Annotated in this window: 13 protein-coding genes; 2 read left to right on the forward strand and 11 right to left on the reverse strand. The window is 59.2% G+C overall.

The window, feature by feature from the left end; genetic code table 11:
* Positions 1–11: 11 nt before the first annotated feature.
* The 5 genes from ACOYJL_RS07700 to uvrB form a co-directional block, all read right to left on the reverse strand.
* A complete protein-coding gene (locus ACOYJL_RS07700; RefSeq protein WP_433569639.1) occupies positions 12–1,313 on the reverse strand; it encodes a thiolase family protein in 1,302 nt (433 codons plus the stop codon).
* A 504-nt stretch (positions 1,314–1,817) separates the two neighbouring features.
* Positions 1,818–2,396 (reverse strand): TetR/AcrR family transcriptional regulator, encoded by a 579-nt coding sequence (locus tag ACOYJL_RS07705; RefSeq protein WP_433569640.1) that lies wholly within the window; start codon positions 2,394–2,396, stop codon positions 1,818–1,820.
* A gap of 180 nt (positions 2,397–2,576) precedes the next feature.
* On the reverse strand, positions 2,577–2,996 hold the full coding sequence (locus ACOYJL_RS07710) for a GtrA family protein (RefSeq protein WP_433569641.1): 420 nt from the start codon (positions 2,994–2,996) through the stop codon (positions 2,577–2,579).
* A gap of 9 nt (positions 2,997–3,005) precedes the next feature.
* On the reverse strand, positions 3,006–3,290 hold the full coding sequence (locus tag ACOYJL_RS07715; protein WP_433569642.1) for a PTS sugar transporter subunit IIB: 285 nt from the start codon (positions 3,288–3,290) through the stop codon (positions 3,006–3,008).
* A gap of 88 nt (positions 3,291–3,378) precedes the next feature.
* Complete coding sequence (uvrB, locus tag ACOYJL_RS07720) at positions 3,379–5,604, reverse strand: excinuclease ABC subunit UvrB (RefSeq protein WP_433569643.1); 2,226 nt, start codon at positions 5,602–5,604, stop codon at positions 3,379–3,381.
* A gap of 142 nt (positions 5,605–5,746) precedes the next feature.
* On the opposite strand from uvrB, the gene ACOYJL_RS07725 reads away from it, so the two are divergent.
* Complete coding sequence (locus ACOYJL_RS07725) at positions 5,747–8,074, forward strand: hypothetical protein (protein WP_433569644.1); 2,328 nt, start codon at positions 5,747–5,749, stop codon at positions 8,072–8,074.
* Here ACOYJL_RS07725 and coaE read toward each other — a convergent pair.
* The 4 genes from coaE to pepT form a co-directional block, all read right to left on the reverse strand.
* Positions 8,071–8,727, reverse strand: a complete 657-nt coding sequence (gene coaE / locus ACOYJL_RS07730) for a dephospho-CoA kinase (RefSeq protein ID WP_433569645.1) — start codon at positions 8,725–8,727, stop codon at positions 8,071–8,073. The two genes, ACOYJL_RS07725 and coaE, sit on opposite strands and share 4 nt — an antisense overlap.
* 88 nt (positions 8,728–8,815) lie before the next feature.
* Positions 8,816–9,229, reverse strand: a complete 414-nt coding sequence (locus ACOYJL_RS07735; protein WP_433569646.1) for a hypothetical protein — start codon at positions 9,227–9,229, stop codon at positions 8,816–8,818.
* 195 nt (positions 9,230–9,424) lie between these two features.
* A complete protein-coding gene (locus tag ACOYJL_RS07740) occupies positions 9,425–10,480 on the reverse strand; it encodes a M20/M25/M40 family metallo-hydrolase (protein WP_433569647.1) in 1,056 nt (351 codons plus the stop codon).
* A gap of 73 nt (positions 10,481–10,553) precedes the next feature.
* Entirely contained in the window at positions 10,554–11,813 is a 1,260-nt protein-coding gene (gene pepT / locus ACOYJL_RS07745) for a peptidase T (protein ID WP_433569648.1), read from the reverse strand.
* Between the two features lie 221 nt (positions 11,814–12,034).
* Between pepT and ACOYJL_RS07750 the strand changes: the two genes are divergently transcribed.
* Entirely contained in the window at positions 12,035–13,663 is a 1,629-nt protein-coding gene (locus ACOYJL_RS07750) for an ABC transporter substrate-binding protein (protein ID WP_433569649.1), read from the forward strand.
* 317 nt (positions 13,664–13,980) lie between these two features.
* Here the strand turns inward: ACOYJL_RS07750 and ACOYJL_RS07755 are convergent, their stop codons facing one another.
* Together ACOYJL_RS07755 and ACOYJL_RS07760 are read right to left on the reverse strand one after the other, a co-directional pair.
* On the reverse strand, positions 13,981–15,045 hold the full coding sequence (locus ACOYJL_RS07755; protein WP_433569650.1) for an ABC transporter ATP-binding protein: 1,065 nt from the start codon (positions 15,043–15,045) through the stop codon (positions 13,981–13,983).
* A gap of 3 nt (positions 15,046–15,048) precedes the next feature.
* A complete protein-coding gene (locus tag ACOYJL_RS07760) occupies positions 15,049–16,146 on the reverse strand; it encodes an ABC transporter ATP-binding protein (RefSeq protein ID WP_433569651.1) in 1,098 nt (365 codons plus the stop codon).
* Positions 16,147–16,165 lie beyond the last annotated feature (19 nt).

Genomic DNA, 16,165 nt, shown 5'->3' on the forward strand with positions numbered 1-16,165 from the left:
TCCCTTCGAGACTAGAGCTGTTGCAAGACGGTGACGGCATAGTTGAAGCCAGAGCCCATGGTGATGCTGACGCAGGCTTCGGGAATCTTCTTGACCTGTCGCGCGCCCGCCTCGCCGCGCATCTGGAGCATGCACTCGACAACCTCGGCGATGCCGGTGGCGTCATTGCCGTTGCCGCAGGAAAGCATGCCGCCATGGGTGTTGATCGGCTTGTCGCCGTCGTAGCGGGTGCGACCCTCCAGCACGTACTTCCACGCCTGTCCCCTGGGAATGAAGCCGGCGCGCTCAGTGAACGTGACGCACTCTTCTCCCCAGTCGTCGTGCATGCTCATGTAGCCGATGTCCTTGGGGTCGAGGTCGCTCATCTCGTAGGCGATCTTGAAGGCGTTGTCGAAGCCGAAGAGCCTGCCCTTGCCGTTGATGTCGCTCTTCCCGTAGTTGAATCCATTGGTGCAGTGTCCGATGCCGCCGATGCGCACGGCCTTGTCGGGATGGCCGCTGTACTTGCTCACGTCCTCGGCGCGGCACACGATCACGCATGCAGCGGCGTCCGTCTCAATCCATGCATGCATCCTGCGTCGCGGATAGGGCTGCCAGGGCGACGAGTTCACGTAGTCCATCACGTTGTCGAAGCCGTGGTCGGCCGCCTCCTGCTCGAAGGTGTAGCCATAGCGGTAGGCCTTGGGGTTCAGCTGGGCGGTATCGCGCATGTTGAACATGTGCTGGTCCATGACCTTCGTGAAGGTGTCCAGAGGCACGTCATACTCGAGGCAGTACTCGTAGATTGGCCACCAAGTTTCCGCAGCAGACCAGACGGCTCCGTGCGTGTTCACGTAGGCATAGTCAAAGCCGCCGTAGTTGTTCTCCATGAACCACTTCTGGTCGATGGGCTCCAGCCCGTTTGGCTGCAGGTCCTTCGTGCTCTGAACGGTCGGGGTGATTACGCCAAGAACGGCGACAACATCGGCATGGCCGGACGCGACCATATCTGCCGCAAGCCGAATGGAGCCGGGACCTCCCGCGCACGCTTCCTCTGCGCGAATGACGGGCTTGCCTGCCATGCCAACGTATTCGGAAATCGTGTTCGCAATCGCCACGCCAGCCTTCACGTTGCTCGCGATGGTGTTTGAGACGATCATCGCGTCCACGTCGCCCATAGTCAGCCCAGCGGACTCGCATGCCTCGGTCGTTGCCCACATGCAAAGATCGCGAAACGTCTTGCCCTTGAGCTCTGGCGTCTGGAGCAGGAAGCCGTGCTTCGTATAGCCGCCGCCGATAAGGGCCACGTCATGTTCCCATTTGTTGATCGCCATTAGCGATACCTCTCCTTCTGTCGAAGATACCGTTCTTTTCCCAGGTCCCGGGCCCCGGAAAATGGAAACTCAAGAGATAGAGAGCCCAATTACGCGCAGGGGGATGGACAACGTTTGGCTCTTCATCGTGTTGTCCCCAGCGCCATTGAGCATTGAAAGATGCGAGCAGGACGCTCGAGGGCTCGCTTGCGCGAAGTGTGGCTCGCACTCAGAGAGGAGGACCTTCTTTGATGCCGAGCGAAGGCTCAAGGCAATGGCAGGGAGTGCCTTGCGAGTGCTATCCATCCGCCCCTCCCCTCCCTGAGATGCGACATGCTGTCGTTTGCTTTCCTTGAGAGAAATGTAGGCGGGAAACTGACACAGTCCCAGTTCAGAAGAGGTTTCGAGCGTCATCACGAGACGACGCTGGGGACCATCGGTGCAGTCCCAGTTCGACGTTTTGAGCAAAAACTGTTTCCCAAGACCATTTGCAGTTTTGAGCCTGCCGCTTGCCGAATATGACGCTTAGCGCCTAACTGGCAGGCAAGCGTCCACGAGGTCGAGAATGACCGATGACGCCTCCTCAGGGCTTAGGTCAGGGCGCTCCTTCAGCCAGTAGCAGTTGGCCTCGAGCACGGCACCGCCCACAAAGGACTCAACTATATCAGGCTGGGCAAGATTGACTTTCGAACGCGAGATCATCGTTTTGAGGTGATGGCAGATGTGGGACTTCACCTTATGGACAAAGAGCGGCTCTCCGCCATCGCAAAGCAAGGCAACGAAGGTCTTCCTATGCTCGGCAAGGTAGCGCAGGGTATCAACGGTGCCAAAGGTCGAGAAAGAGTAGTCGCCGTCCCCAAGGCGGATTCTGTCAGCGCGCTGGTCTATCTCATCAAGGCCTTCCATGAGCGTGTCCTGGATGTCTTGCATCACGGCATAGGGGTCATCGTAATAGGTGTAGAAGGTCGTCCGTGCAATCCCGGCACGCTTTGAAATGGCGGATACGGAGAGCTCGTTCAAGTTACGATTCTTTTCGAGATAGATGTCAATAAGCGCATCCTGGATGAGCTTTTCTGTTTTCTCGCTAGAGCTCCGCCTTGCCATGAATTCACCTGTCCCACGCCGTCGCCAACACGACGAGCGGACCGGATCCACCGCGCCCGTTCTGTCGTGCCTTCAAAAAGAACGGAACAAATGATTTTTTCGCAGCTTGCCGCTTAATCACAAGACATTTTTGACGTCATGTGACAGCTTGAGACTACGAAATTAGGGAAAAACGTCGAGCTACTCGCTACTGCTCCGAAAGGTGATCGTGCGATTGAGGGCAAACTGCAGAAGCCCGGCGCTCACAAGCGCGCAGAGCTTCGCCAAAAGAGAAGAAAACCCCTCGCACGTGGTAAGCGCGGCAATTACCAGCTCTTGGACGCACATGCCGCAGAGCCCGATCCCAATAAACATCACGTAGCGGCGACCAGGATTGTCGCTCACCTTGAAGGTATACCGACGGTTGAAATAGAAGCTCAGGGTAAGGCCGCATGCAACGCTTATCACATTCGCCACAAGTGGCTCTAGGCCGAAAAAGCTTGTCAGGCACCAAAAGACGGCCACGTCTGCCGCTGAGCAGACGCAGCCGAAAAGCGCATACGAGATGAGCTGGCGGAAGGCAGACGATGTGCCGCCTTTCTCCTTCTGAGAGGCGGCCATGGCAGCGCCCTACTTCTGGCGAAGAAGCGAGACCAGGCGGGCAAGCTCCTCGTCTTGGTTCATTCCCGTCAAGAAGGCGACGCCGTTGAAGACGGGGACGCTAAACTCGCGGTCGGGCTTCACGACGGCCACATAGGCGTCTGCGTCCTTTAGAGCCTCATCGAGGTCAGACACGGCGACGGCAACGACATCCGCATCGACGCCCTCTGCAGCAAGAAGCTTTTTAATCTTGTTCGCGACAGTAGCGGAAGTTGCGACACCCGAACCACAAGCAACGACGACCTTTGCAGCCATAGGAATCCCCTTTCGTTAACGCGACTCAAATCGCTCTTCGCTCTTGTTCACATAATACTCCACGAAGGCGCGGCATCTTTGCCCCCTCCTAGTGCTTAGGATGATACCGCCGGCGCGTGGCATGAGTACTGCCCTTGCGAGCCCCAGCCTTCAGGCGCTTCATGACGTCTTCCTCAGAGGTGCCTTCAACCTGGCTCTTAAGCTGGACAAGCTGGTCACGGATGAGCGCGGCCTGCTCGTACTCCATGTTCTCGGAAGCGGCGGCCATCTCTTCTTGAAGCGCCTGGATAATGTGCATGACCTCGTCTTTTGGAAGAGACGCGAGCTCATTGGCAAGCGACTCGGCGCTATCTGTTTGGTCGCTCTCGGAGCCCGCAAGCGACTCGAACACGCCATGGCTTCCCGTCCCGTGCCTGTCGCGGGTCTTTCCCTCCAAGGTCTTGTTGGCGTCGGCGAGAAATCCCGAGATGTCATTCATTGCCTTGCGCACCGTCTTGGGCTCAATGTGATGCTCTTCGTTGAACTGCTCTTGGATCTGGCGGCGGCGGCGCGTCTCGGTAATTGCCTCGCGCATGGAGTCCGTGACGTCGTCGGCATACATGATGACCTCTCCGGAGACGTTTCTAGCCGCGCGACCCATCGTCTGGATGAGCGAGCGGCGGTTGCGCAAGAACCCCTCTTTGTCGGCGTCCAGGATGGCAACAAGAGAGACCTCCGGGATGTCCAGGCCCTCGCGGAGAAGGTTAATGCCCACGAGCACGTCAATCTTTCCTTGACGAAGGTCTCTGATGATGTCGACTCGGTCTAGCGTTGCGGTATCAGAGTGCATGTAATTCACTCGTATGCCCTCGTCGAGCAGGTGATCTGTGAGGTCTTCCGCCATGCGCTTGGTAAGCGTGGTCACCAGCACGCGCTCGTGACGCGCTGCCCGCTCGCGAATCTCCGAGACAAGGTCGTCAATCTGCCCGCGCACGGGACGTACCTCGATCTTAGGATCGAGAAGCCCCGTCGGCCTGATGATCTGCTCAACCTCCTGCTGGGAAACCGACTCCTCGTAGTCGCCGGGCGTTGCCGACACATAGATAAACTGCGGGATGCGGGCCTCAAACTCGTCGAAGCGCAGCGGTCGGTTGTCGAGCGCCGACGGAAGGCGAAAGCCATGCTCCACAAGCGTGACCTTACGCGAGCGGTCGCCCTCGTACATGCCTCGAATCTGAGGAACCGTGACGTGAGACTCGTCGATGATGCAAAGCATGTCCTTGGGGAAGTAGTCGATAAGCGTGTAGGGCGGCTCGCCAGGCTTGCGACCATCCAGGTGACGCGAGTAGTTCTCGATGCCGTTGCAGTAGCCCATATTCTCGAGCATCTCGAGGTCATAGGCCGTGCGCTGCGAGAGACGCTCTGCCTCGAGCAGGCGACCGGCACTCTTGAGCTCGGCTACGCGGGCCTCGAGCTCTTCTGAGATGGTAGTGAGGGCATGCGTGATCTTGGGCCTCTCGGTGACGTAGTGCGACGCGGGCCAGATGGGGATGGCATCGTACTCGCGAACCACTTCGCCCGTTACGTTGTCTACCTCGGAGATCTGCTCGACCTCGTCGCCAAAGAACGAAATGCGCAGAGGGTTGTCCGAGTAGGGCGGAAACACCTCGACGGTGTCTCCGCGAACACGGAACGTGCCGCGCACGAGCTCATAGTCATTTCTGTCGTATTGGATGTCGATAAGGTTGCGAATGAGGTCATCGCGCTCGAGCGGCACCTTCTTGTCGACGTTTGGGGCAAGCCCGGCATAGTCCTGGGGGCTGCCGATGCCGTATATGCAGCTGACCGAGGCGACGACAATCACGTCGCGGCGTGAGAGCAGGCTCGATGTTGCTTGGTGGCGGAGCTTCTCGACCTCCTCGTTGATGGAGGCGTCCTTCTCGATGTAGGTGTCGGTCTGGGGAACGTAGGCCTCTGGCTGGTAGTAATCGTAGTAAGAAACGAAGTAGACGACGGCATTGTTGGGGAAGACCTCGCGCATCTCAGAGGCAGCCTGCGCAGCGAGCGTCTTGTTGGGCTCCATGATGAGCGTAGGCTTCTGCACGGCCTCTATGGTCTTTGCCATCGTGAACGTCTTGCCAGAGCCAGTAACGCCCATGAGGGTCTGGTAGCGAAGCCCGTCCTTTACTCCCTGCGCAAGCTTCTCAATGGCTTGGGGCTGATCGCCAGCAGGCTCGTACGGTGAGACGACCTTAAGCGGCTCTCCCTCGCCTTCAACACCAAAGCGCTTGAGCTCCCCGCCAACGCGCTCTACCCCTTGTGTGACGTCAGCCATCCGTGCCTCCAACCCCATGATTCGAGTTAGGACTTCGAGTGTATACCATGCCCGCTATGCAAACAAGTGTTCTATTTATGAACCTGAGCGAGAACCAATTAGTGTCCGGTCTGACAGTAGAATGGTCACAGGAGGAGGCATCATGACTGAACGCCAGGCAACGAGCACGACAAACGTATTCGAGCGCGCAAGAAAGACCTTTGTCCTGCAGGTTGTGGGGCTCGGGCTGCTGCTTGTTGGAACTGCTGGCGTAGCGGCAGACGAGAAATCTCCCCTTGCCTTTGTCCTTGAAGTCATAGCGGTCGTTGGCCTCGTTTTGCTCGTTGTAAGCGCGGCGCACCTGACCGCCCTTACGTCGCAGCAGAAGAAGGAGAACCAGATGCAGGAGCTTGAAGCTGAGAAAACCAGAAGGACCCGCATCACATCTGAGCTGTCAGAGATGCTTCTGCGCGCCGACAACGTTGTCGCAACGCTTGCCAATCTGGTTGACCACGCAGACGAGCACCCCGAGTTTGCTCTGCTCACCTCTTTGCTCAAGAATGCTGGCATCGAAAGTTGGGGAGAAGACGCGCCAAAGGCATCGGCGCGCAAGCTTGGCTATAGCGGAAGCTGGTACCTGGTTCCCGCCGACGACGAAATCGGAAGTGTCACCTTCCAAAAGCTCATGCAGATAGAGCTGTCGCTCAACCTGTGCAGCATCCTCGACGACCGCGAGCAAAAAACGACCGAAAGCCTCGCGGCAGCAAAGGCGGCGCTTGATTGTGTCCATCTCACGAGCCCGCAAGACAGCGAGATGCGCGCAAGCGTTACGGACATCCTGCTTGCACCGGAACTTGGCGAAGCGGGTGGCGAATGGCGTTGTCGCATGTCGTTTGCAGACTTCATTGAGGCCGTGAAGACCCCCTTCCGCCTCTCCGTCAAATTCCAATCAAGCGTAGCTGCTCATACGCTATGCGCACAGATATGCGTGCCCTCCCCCAGCTGCTTTGCTCCCCTTGAGCCAAGCAACGGAGTCGAGCGAGAAAAGCTTGCCCGAGGCTACGCGCTGAGGTCTGCGCTTTTGGTCGCTCGCGGGGCATTTGAGTCAAGCACCTCAATCGAGCGCGTCTGCGTCAATTGCCACGACGAGCTTCGAAACGACATCATCCTGTCGCTTGACGTCACAAAAGAGACCCTGACGCCACTTTTCGCAGCGCTTAATGGCACAAGCTGCGCCGACGAGCTTCCCCAGAGCGCAAGCGTCCGTATTGCTCCGCAGGACAAGGCGTGGGGCACCGCGGTCATTCCTTTCATGCGAAGCTCCGACCCCGCGCTGAACGATCCGGAGCGCCGTCAGTGGCCAGAAGAGCAGGATGCTGTTTGCAGCGAAGAGCTCGAGGAGGCAACAGGAGCGCACAATATCTCCGAGCTTGGAATCAACGACCCTCGCGAGGTCGCCTGGCACAAGCTCTCAAAGAGCCTTGGCAGCTCCACGGCCGAGGCCGTCTCGACGTTGATTGACCTTCAGCATCAAACCGACGACGCGCTGGTGAAAAACGCTTGCGAACGCACGGTAAAAGCGCTGGTAGATGGTACTATCGAGTCAGCATCGAAAGACGATGTCGCCCCCGTGTTTCTCACAGGCGAGCCTCTCGACAAGATCGTCGAAGCTACCCGCCGAAACCTCGGAAGCAACAGCCCATCGGAAGAGCTCGCACAGCAGAGCACTGACCAGCTTGTACGGGCTCTCGAGCAAGTGTACGACTCCGGAATTTACCAGGACACGGACGAAGAGGTCCATCGCTTCTTCAACTCCGCCAACGAGCGCATCGTCTATAACCTCTGCGAGAAGGACGACGACCGCCGCGTGGTGCTTGTGCCCGACACGTACTACGTCGCAAACCTGACCGCTGCCAACGCCCTCTGCGCGTTCGACCGCTACGACGATGCGCTCCCCTACGCGGACGAACTCTGCCGCCTTTCCCCATACGGCGAGGACGCCGCGCTCAACAAGGCCGCAGTGCTCATTGGCCTCTCTCGCACGTTCGATGCCGAAGACTTGATTAAGCGCACAATCGACAATGCAATTAATGCGCGACAGCTCAGCCGCTGCTTTGCCGAGCTCGCCTACGTTGAGTGGAAGCTCGGGCGTGGAATGACAGCGGTTGCGTGCTACGAGCGCGCCCTGCAGGTATGCGCTGTGGAGCGCCCCCTCTTTGAGCGTAGCTATGCCGAGCTTCGCGCAACTGACCCAACGCTTTCAGAGCTCACCGAAGAGCAAGCCACGGCAGAGTTCGAGGAGAAGCACATACCCTTTGGCAATCCAGAGGCGATTCGTGACCGCCTCATCAAGGCGCTCGCCGCCTGCGTTGACAGCCAGTGCTTTCTCACGGCCGGCGGAATAGGCAAGGCGCTCATGCTGGGGCTTGCAAGCGACCCGCTCCAAGACGTGGTCGCCTCTCTTGAAGTGCAGCAAGACGCAAACGCTTAGCGGCTTTCCGTGGACTTAGCGCTGGATTTGTCGAACTTGCCGGAGGGCCAGCCCTCCGACGCGCGGCTCTGCCACCACGCACGCACCTGACTTGCAAGCTCGTCTCTGCTCCCGTCATTCACGATAACGGTATCGGCATGCGCACGCAGCCACTCGTCTGTCGGCTGTTTCGCTACGCGACGCTCAAAGTCATCGAGGTCCATGCCACGCTCGAGAGCGCGCTTGCGCCGCAATTCCATGGGGCAGGTCACCAATAGCACCTCGTCGGCCAAGTCCATCATGGATTGCATGCGATCGAGGAGGGGCACCTCGACCAAGCAAACTTCCGGAGCAGACTCGCAGCATCCCTCGTCAAGCGCGGTGATGAGGGCGTCGCGGATATACGGAAGCTCGATTGCCTCGAGCTTTCTTGTCGACTCTTCGTCGCAGAAGGCGCGCTTTGCCAAAAGACCGCGATCGAGCGCCCCCGTCTGCGAATCCACAAGATCTGATCCAAAAGCAGCCGCCACTTCGTCCAGGCAGGAGGAGTATGGCGCGAGCACTGAGCGCGAAACCTGGTCAAGGTCTATCCTCCAGGCCCCCAGCCGCTCAAGCTCGCGACCAACCGTCGACTTGCCCGAGGCGATGCCGCCCGCGAGAAAGACCTTGTACATCTCCACGCCTCCTAGAAAACTATGACGAAGCCGTGACCCTGCGAAAGAGCCACGGCTCTACTGTAAAAGCTCTTGCTGTTGCGGAGAACTACGACTTCATTTCAAACTTCTCGTGGCACTTCGGGCACGTCACGCGGAGCTTTCCCTTGCCGCGCGGAACACGAATTTTCTGCCCGCACTTGGGGCACTTCACATGCTTGTATTCGCGCTTTTCCTTCCAAGCGGCCTTGGGGTTCTGAATCCATGGGCGAACAGGCCCAAGCGCATTGAGAAACGAGTTGTTCTCCTTTATGCGCGCATAGACGTTCTTGGAGCACATACGCCATATGGCATAGATGACCAGCGCAAGGGCTATGAAGCTCAGCACGGACGACTGTGGGGTAAACAAGCTGATAATAATCAGGATGAAAGAGATGACGACGCAAAACGATGCCAAGTCGTCTGGTCCGCGCCTGCCGTTCATGAACTTCTGAGACCAGTTGTTGCTGCTGCCTGATGCCATTGGGCTTCTCCCCGTCCGTCGGTCAGTCGACCAGATACAGACTCATGTCTACCCAAGAGCACAGCAAGAATGACTCGCGATGCGACCTTCACAAAACAGATGTGGGAAAGCCGGCGCCCGCTGAGCTAGACAGCATCGGCGCCGGCTTTTCGCAAGGCAAGGATCGTCCCAACCGCCGCAGGACAAAAAGCGACCCTACTCGCCCAGCCCCATCACGTAGCCACGGCAAAGACGCTCGGTCTGAACCAGCGCGTCGACATGGCAGCGCTCGCGACCGTGGGTGTTCAGGCAAGCCATGCCGAATGCGGCACTCGAAACGTTGTTCGAAGAGTGATTGGCGGTCGCGGCGTCGGTCGAATAGTGGAAGCAGACCTGCGTGTTCCACTTGCCGTCATCGCAGACCTCGCCCGCAATTCGAATCAGGCGGTTCGTCAGGTCCCAGTCGTAGGGGCCCTTAGCGTCGGAGGCAATGACGCCGACGTTGTGCTCGTCGGAGGTGTAGTCGGGACCAATAAGCGTGATGTCCATGGCAACGTACTCCGAGGCCCCCTCCGGGACATAAGAGCCGCCGAAGCCAATCTCCTCGTAAACGGGGAACGCAAAGACGGTGTCGTGAGCGGGCTTCTCGCCAGATTCGGCAAGCCAGCGAAGCGTGTCAAGGGCCACCGCGACGGCTCCCTTGTCGTCAATGTGCCGCGAGACGATGTAGCCGTTGCCAAAGGCCTGGAAGTGCGGGTCGATCGAGACGATCGCCCCCTGCGTCACGCCGAGCGCGCGGGCGTCGTCCGGGCACTTGACGTCGGCAATCAGCGAGACGCTCATCGTGTTCTCGGTGCGCTCTTCGGTCTTGGCATCCTCGAACACGTGCACGGAGTGCTTGTTGCAGATGACCTGCCCATCAACCTTTCGGCCATCTCGGCAGAGAACCGTGCAGGTCTCTCCCTCAATGGAGTGGTAGTTGATGCCTCCCAGCTGTCGCACGCGCAGAGTCCCGTCGTCGTTGAATCCGCGAACGACAAGACCCACCGTGTCGAGGTGAGCGCCAACGCACACGACCTTCTTGTGATCTTTTCCGGGCACGCGCACGTAGGTGGTGCCGCGATTGTCTGCCGTAACCTCATAGCCCAAAGGCTCGAGCTTCCGCTTCAGATAGGCGCGCGTCTCGGGATAGTAGCCCACGGGGCTTGGCACCTCAACGACCTCTTTCAGAAGCGTAGTCAGGGCCTCGGGCTTGATGTCATCAAAGTTCATCTGGTTTCTCCTCATGGGTCAGGCGCGGCCTGACCGCGCCAGGAAGCGCTGCCAGACCGCGACCCTAGGGTTATTACGCCTTAGTCGCGTCGGGGCTTGCGTAGAGCGCGACGAGCTCCTGCAGCATGTCGACCATGGCCTCGAGCTCGGGAACGGGAACGAACTCGCGCACGCCGTGGGCGTTGTAGTAGCACGCAGACAGGTTGCCACAGGCAAATCCGCGGAAGGAGAGCTGGCTGCCGTCGGTGCCGCCGCGCATGGGGATGCAGGTCATCTCCTGGCCGATGGCGGCGTAGGCCTTGCGCGCGTTCTCAATCAAGTGCTTGTTCTCAGGCTTGCCGACGACCTCGGCAAGGTTGCGATACTGGTCGTGGATGTCAATCGTGAGCACCTCAGAGCCGTACTCGGTGTTCAGCATCTCAACTGCCTGGCGCATGATTTGCTTGCGCTTCTCGAGGATGGCGTAGTCATGGTCGCGCATGATGTAGTCGACCTTGGCCTCCTCGCAGTCGCCGCTCATGCGCTCGAGGTAGTAGAAGCCGTCGTAGCCTTGCGTGTACTCAGGGCGCTCCTGCGCGGGGAGCAGCGCGTTGAACTTGCAGATGGCCTCGGCCGCGTTGATCATGATGCCCTTGGCGGTTCCGGTATGCACGGAGACGCCATTTGCATGCACGTGAGCCTCTGCCGCATTGAACGTCTCGTAGCAAAACTCGCCCAGCGGACCACCATCAATTGTGTAACCAAATTTGGCGCCGAACTTGTCGAGGTCGAGAAGCGCCGCGCCATGGCCGATCTCCTCGTCGGGCACGAACGAGAAGGCCAGAGGCGGGTGCGGCAGCTCGGGGTTCTCGCGAAGACGCGCCATGAGGCTCACGCACTCCGCAACGCCGGCCTTGTCGTCTCCGCCAAGAAGCGAGGTGCCGTCGGTGGTGATGATGTCCCAGCCAACCATGCGCTTAAGCTGCGGATTGATGGTCTCGTCGACAAAGACCTCCTTGCCGTCGCGGCCGGTGCCCATGACGAGCTTGCCGCCCTCGTAGTGCTGGATCTTGGTGTGAACGGGCGAGCCGTAGCTCTGCCATGCGGTGTCCATGTGAACGCAGAAGCCAAGAGTCGGAAGGTCCTCGCAGCCTTTGCTGGCCGGCCAGTGCGCAAGCACATAGGCGTGCTCGTCCATGCTCACGTCTTTGGCGCCCAGCTCATTCAAGTCGTCTACCAGCACTTTTGCAATGTCGAACTGCTCTTTGGTCGAAGGGACCTCCTCGGCGGTCAGCGGGTTCGACTGCGAGGGGACCTCGCAGTAGCGCACGAACCTGTCAACGACATCACTCATCAAACCATCTCCCTTGCGGTAAGTACATAAGACCTCCCCAACAATACCCCTCAGGGAGTGGATTGGTGCTTGTTACGGATTGTTTTCGACAATGGAAATCATTTTCCAAATGATTTGGCGAACGTTTAAGAAAGCCAGACGTCCCGGTATAATTCCTACCACGTTGTTAGTAATTATTTAAACGTAGCGCACGCGTCTATGTGCGGCAGGGAGGGATGCAGATGTCAGATTTCTCGAAGAACAGCCTGAGCCGACGCTGCTTCGTTCGCGGCAGCTTGGGAACCGCCATTGCCATGGCAAGCGCCGGAATTCTCGCTGGCTGCTCCAGCGACAGCGGAGACACGTCATCGACCGAAGAGGCAAAGGTCCTGCGCTTCGGCTGCTCGAACCCCAAGGTCACCTTTGATACCCAGAAGACCTCCAACGACGTCGGCGTCTCCGAGGCAGTCGCGGAATCCCTTGTCGCGCTTGATCCCGACACGAAGGAGATCTATCCCGTCCTTCTCACCGAGCTGCCCACGGTCTCAGACGACGGCTTGGTGTACACCTTTGAGCTCAAGGACGGCGTGAAGTTCCATAACGGCGAGACCTTGAAGGCCTCCGACGTCAAGTACACCTTCACGCGCATGTTCCTGCCCGAGACTGAGGCCACCTCCATTGACTCCTACATGTACATCGAGGGCGCGCAGGAGATCATCGACGGCACCTCCACCGAGCTCACGGGCATCGAGGTCACGGACGATACGCACTTCACGATCACGCTGACCCAGCCCTACTCCACCTTCCTTGCCATGCTCGCCCAGTTCTACGCGGTCATCTATCCTGAGAGCGCCTGCTCCGAGGCTGGCTCCGAGTGGGGCACCGGCACTAGCTTCATCGGAACTGGCCCCTTCACGCTGGAGTCCAACGACGACTCCACCGAGGTCGTGCTCAAGGCCTTCGACGACTATCACGAGGGGCGGCCGGAGCTCGACGAGGTTGACTTCGACTACATCGATGACGCCAACACCCGCATGCTGAGCTACAAGAACGACGACATCGACCTCGCCTTCATCGACCGCTCCATCATCAGCACGTACGCCGAGGACGAGGACGTGAAGGACGACATCGTCTACTACACCCCCGGCTCCTGCCAGTTCGTGAACCTCAACCTCACGAGCGACAACCTTAAGGACGTTCGCGTGCGCGAGGCCCTGTCGCTTGCCATCAACCGCGAGGAGCTCTGCTCGACGGTGCTGAACGGCTGCGGAGACCCCTGCACCTCGTTCTTGCCGCCTTCGTGCACCGGCCATGACGACTCGCTCGAGGTGCTTGAATACGACCCCGACAGGGCCAAGGAGCTGCTTGAGGAAGCAGGAGTCTCAGACCTTACGCTTGACTTCCAGATTCGCTCCCAAGACCAGAACGTCGCCGTCGCGCTGCAGAACTATTGGAGCCAGATTGGCGTCACTGCAAACGTGACCGTCATTGACAACGGCATGTGGTCCGACTCTCGCCGCGACGGCGGCCTCGAGATCACCACGGTCACGTGGTCAACGCTCTCCTTCCAGGGCGTCGAGCACATGGGCTCCTACTTCAGGAGCGACCGCGCATCCGCAAAGTCCTCCTTCTATGACAGCGAGACGTTCGACGGGCTTATCGACGCCGCACGCCAGACCGTCAACGACGACGACCAGGTAATCGTGCTGACCAAGCAGGCGGACAACCAGCTTGTCCGCACTGACTGGGCCTGCATCCCCATCGACTGGCCGCAGATGCCCTATGCGCTGAAGCCGAAGTTCTCGGGCCTTAAGGTGCTCGTCAACCCGCACTTTGGCGACGTCACCGTGAACGAGGACAGCGAGAGCTAGAGCTAGTCTCGTCTCTCCATTCGAGTGCCGACATGCCAAGATGCCGAGAAGGGCGCCGCATCCCCATGAGGGAGCGGCGCCCTTCCTTGTCTCGTGAGGGCACCTCGCCGGTGCCGCGTCTCATTACGGAACGTGGCGGTTTACACGCCAGCCAGCGCACACCTCCACGAACCGTTGCGTTTACGGCCCCTCCAGCCGCCCGAACGCTACGGAACGTGGCGGTGTTGGTAGGAACAGCAGCACACCTCCACGAACCGTCGCGTTCAGCGCCCGAAGGCGGCACATATGCTACGGAACGTGGAGGTGTGCGAAAGGAGCTACTTCGTGGAGGAGGCACCGTCGGCGTCTGTGGACTGGATGCCAATCAGCTGCTTCTCTGCATCGGAGAGCGCCTCGTCGAAGAGGTGGCAGGCGCACAGGTGACCAGGCCTGACCTCGCGCAGCTCGGGCACCTTCTCGGTGCAGACCTTCATGCACTGAGAGCAGCGCGTATGGAACACGCAGCCCGAAGGCGGGTTCGTAGGGCTTGGCACATCGCCCTCAAGAATCTTCTTGTCCGTGATCCGCTCGGCACGAATGCGCGGAATGACGTCAAGCAGCGCGCGCGTGTAGGGATGCAGCGGCTCGTCAAACAGCAGATCTTTGCTCGCGAGCTCCATCGTGTGACCAAGGTACATGACCATCACGGTGTCAGAGATGTGCTTGACGACGGAAAGATCGTGGCTAATGAAGATGTACGAGAGCCCCAGCTCGTCCTGAAGGCGTTCAAGCAAGTTGATGACTTTCGCCTGCACGGAGACATCCAGTGCGGAAACGGGCTCGTCGCAAATGACAATCTCGGGCTCAAGCACGATGGCACGGGCAATGCCGATGCGCTGACGCTGACCGCCAGAGAATTCGTGAGGGTAGCGGTACTTGTACGAGAGGTCCAAGCCAACGGCTTCCATGACCTGCTCAATGCGAGCGTTGCGTTCCTCGCGAGTGTTATAAGTCTTGGCGATGTCGATCGGCTCGGCAATGATGTCAGCAACGGTCATACGGGGGTTGAGAGACGAATAAGGGTCCTGGAAGATGAGCTTCATCTTCTTGCGGGCCTCCGTCAGCTCTTTGCCCTCAAGAGCCGTAAAGTCGACGCCATCAAGGTAGACCTTGCCCTCCGTCGGCTCAGTCAGACGGAGGATGCACTTGCCGGTGGTGGACTTGCCGCAGCCGGACTCGCCGACGATGGCAAACGTCTCGCCACGGTGCAGCTCAAACGAAGCATCCTCAACTGCGTGAACGCAGCCTGTCTCCTTGCCAAACAGACCGTTCTTGATCGGGTAGTGCTTAGTGAGGTGCTCGACTTTCAGGACAACGTCGTCCATGTTTCTGTTCTTTCCCATCGGCTACTCACCCCACTCCTTCGTGAACTTCCAGCATGCAACCATGTGCTTCGAATCACCGTTTGCAGGGGCCATGTTCGGGCACCTTGTGCGGCAGATGTCCTTGGCAAACGGGCAGCGCGGATGGAACGGGCAGCCAGACGGCATCTCGGAGAGCATCGGGACGCTTCCAGGGATGGCGTACAGGGTGTCAACGCTCTCGTCCAGCGACGGGATGGAGTCAATCAGGCCGCGCGAGTAAGGATGCAGCGGGTTGGTGAAGAGCTCCGGTGCGACGGTGTACTCGACGTGATGGCCAGCATACATGACCAGAACCCAGTCGGCCATCTCGGAGACGACGCCCATGTCGTGCGTGATCAGCATGACCGCAGTGCCGAGCTCGGTCTTCATGCGGTCGATGAGCTGCAGAATCTGCGCCTGGATCGTGACGTCCAGCGCCGTGGTGGGCTCATCGCAAATCAGAAGCGACGGCTGGCAGGCAAGGGCCATGGCAATCATGATGCGCTGGCGCATGCCGCCCGAGAGCTCGTGCGGATAGCTGTTGAAGACCTTCTCGGGAGCAGGTATGCCAACGAGCTTGATCATGTCTAGAGCACGCCTGTCGGCCTCTTTCTTGTCCATCTTGGGATTGTGGACAAGAATGCCCTCGCGAATCTGCTTGCCTGCGGTCATGACCGGGTTGAGCGACGTCATGGGCTCCTGGAAGATCATGCCCATGCGGTTGCCGCGGTACTCGCGCATCTGGTCGTCGTTGAGCTTCGTCAGGTCCTGACCCTCAAACTCGATGGAACCATTCGTGATCTTAGCGGGCGGCTGGGGAAGAAGCCCCATGATGGAGAGCGCGGTCATTGACTTGCCGCAGCCGGACTCGCCAACGACGGCAAGCGTCTCGCCCTTGCGCATCTCAAACGAGAGGTGCGAGATGGCGGGAAGGTCGCCATCCTCGGTAAAGAGGGTGACGTCGAGGTCCTTCACCTCGAGGAGCTTCTCGCCCTTCCTCTCGGCGTCCAAGATTTTCTCGGCGCGCTCGATCCCCTCGTCACGCGCCTCGCCCTCAGAGAGGACATCGGTCGTGCTTGTGTGCTTTTCGGTATCTGTCATAGCAATCCTCCCCTACGCG

Origin of the sequence: Tractidigestivibacter sp., assembly GCF_050946515.1 — a bacterium.
Classification (GTDB): Bacteria; Actinomycetota; Coriobacteriia; order Coriobacteriales; family Atopobiaceae; genus Tractidigestivibacter.

What these genes read in the sequence shown, in the direction of transcription:
- ACOYJL_RS07700 (WP_433569639.1), bottom strand. Translation starts at nt 1,313, where the DNA reads ATGGCGATCAACAAATGGGAACATGACGTGGCCCTTATCGGCGGCGGC.
- ACOYJL_RS07705 (WP_433569640.1), bottom strand. Translation starts at nt 2,396, where the DNA reads ATGGCAAGGCGGAGCTCTAGCGAGAAAACAGAAAAGCTCATCCAGGAT.
- ACOYJL_RS07710 (WP_433569641.1), bottom strand. Translation starts at nt 2,996, where the DNA reads ATGGCCGCCTCTCAGAAGGAGAAAGGCGGCACATCGTCTGCCTTCCGC.
- ACOYJL_RS07715 (WP_433569642.1), bottom strand. Translation starts at nt 3,290, where the DNA reads ATGGCTGCAAAGGTCGTCGTTGCTTGTGGTTCGGGTGTCGCAACTTCC.
- uvrB (WP_433569643.1), bottom strand. Translation starts at nt 5,604, where the DNA reads ATGGCTGACGTCACACAAGGGGTAGAGCGCGTTGGCGGGGAGCTCAAG.
- ACOYJL_RS07725 (WP_433569644.1), top strand. Translation starts at nt 5,747, where the DNA reads ATGACTGAACGCCAGGCAACGAGCACGACAAACGTATTCGAGCGCGCA.
- coaE (WP_433569645.1), bottom strand. Translation starts at nt 8,727, where the DNA reads ATGTACAAGGTCTTTCTCGCGGGCGGCATCGCCTCGGGCAAGTCGACG.
- ACOYJL_RS07735 (WP_433569646.1), bottom strand. Translation starts at nt 9,229, where the DNA reads ATGGCATCAGGCAGCAGCAACAACTGGTCTCAGAAGTTCATGAACGGC.
- ACOYJL_RS07740 (WP_433569647.1), bottom strand. Translation starts at nt 10,480, where the DNA reads ATGAACTTTGATGACATCAAGCCCGAGGCCCTGACTACGCTTCTGAAA.
- pepT (WP_433569648.1), bottom strand. Translation starts at nt 11,813, where the DNA reads ATGAGTGATGTCGTTGACAGGTTCGTGCGCTACTGCGAGGTCCCCTCG.
- ACOYJL_RS07750 (WP_433569649.1), top strand. Translation starts at nt 12,035, where the DNA reads ATGTCAGATTTCTCGAAGAACAGCCTGAGCCGACGCTGCTTCGTTCGC.
- ACOYJL_RS07755 (WP_433569650.1), bottom strand. Translation starts at nt 15,045, where the DNA reads ATGGGAAAGAACAGAAACATGGACGACGTTGTCCTGAAAGTCGAGCAC.
- ACOYJL_RS07760 (WP_433569651.1), bottom strand. Translation starts at nt 16,146, where the DNA reads ATGACAGATACCGAAAAGCACACAAGCACGACCGATGTCCTCTCTGAG.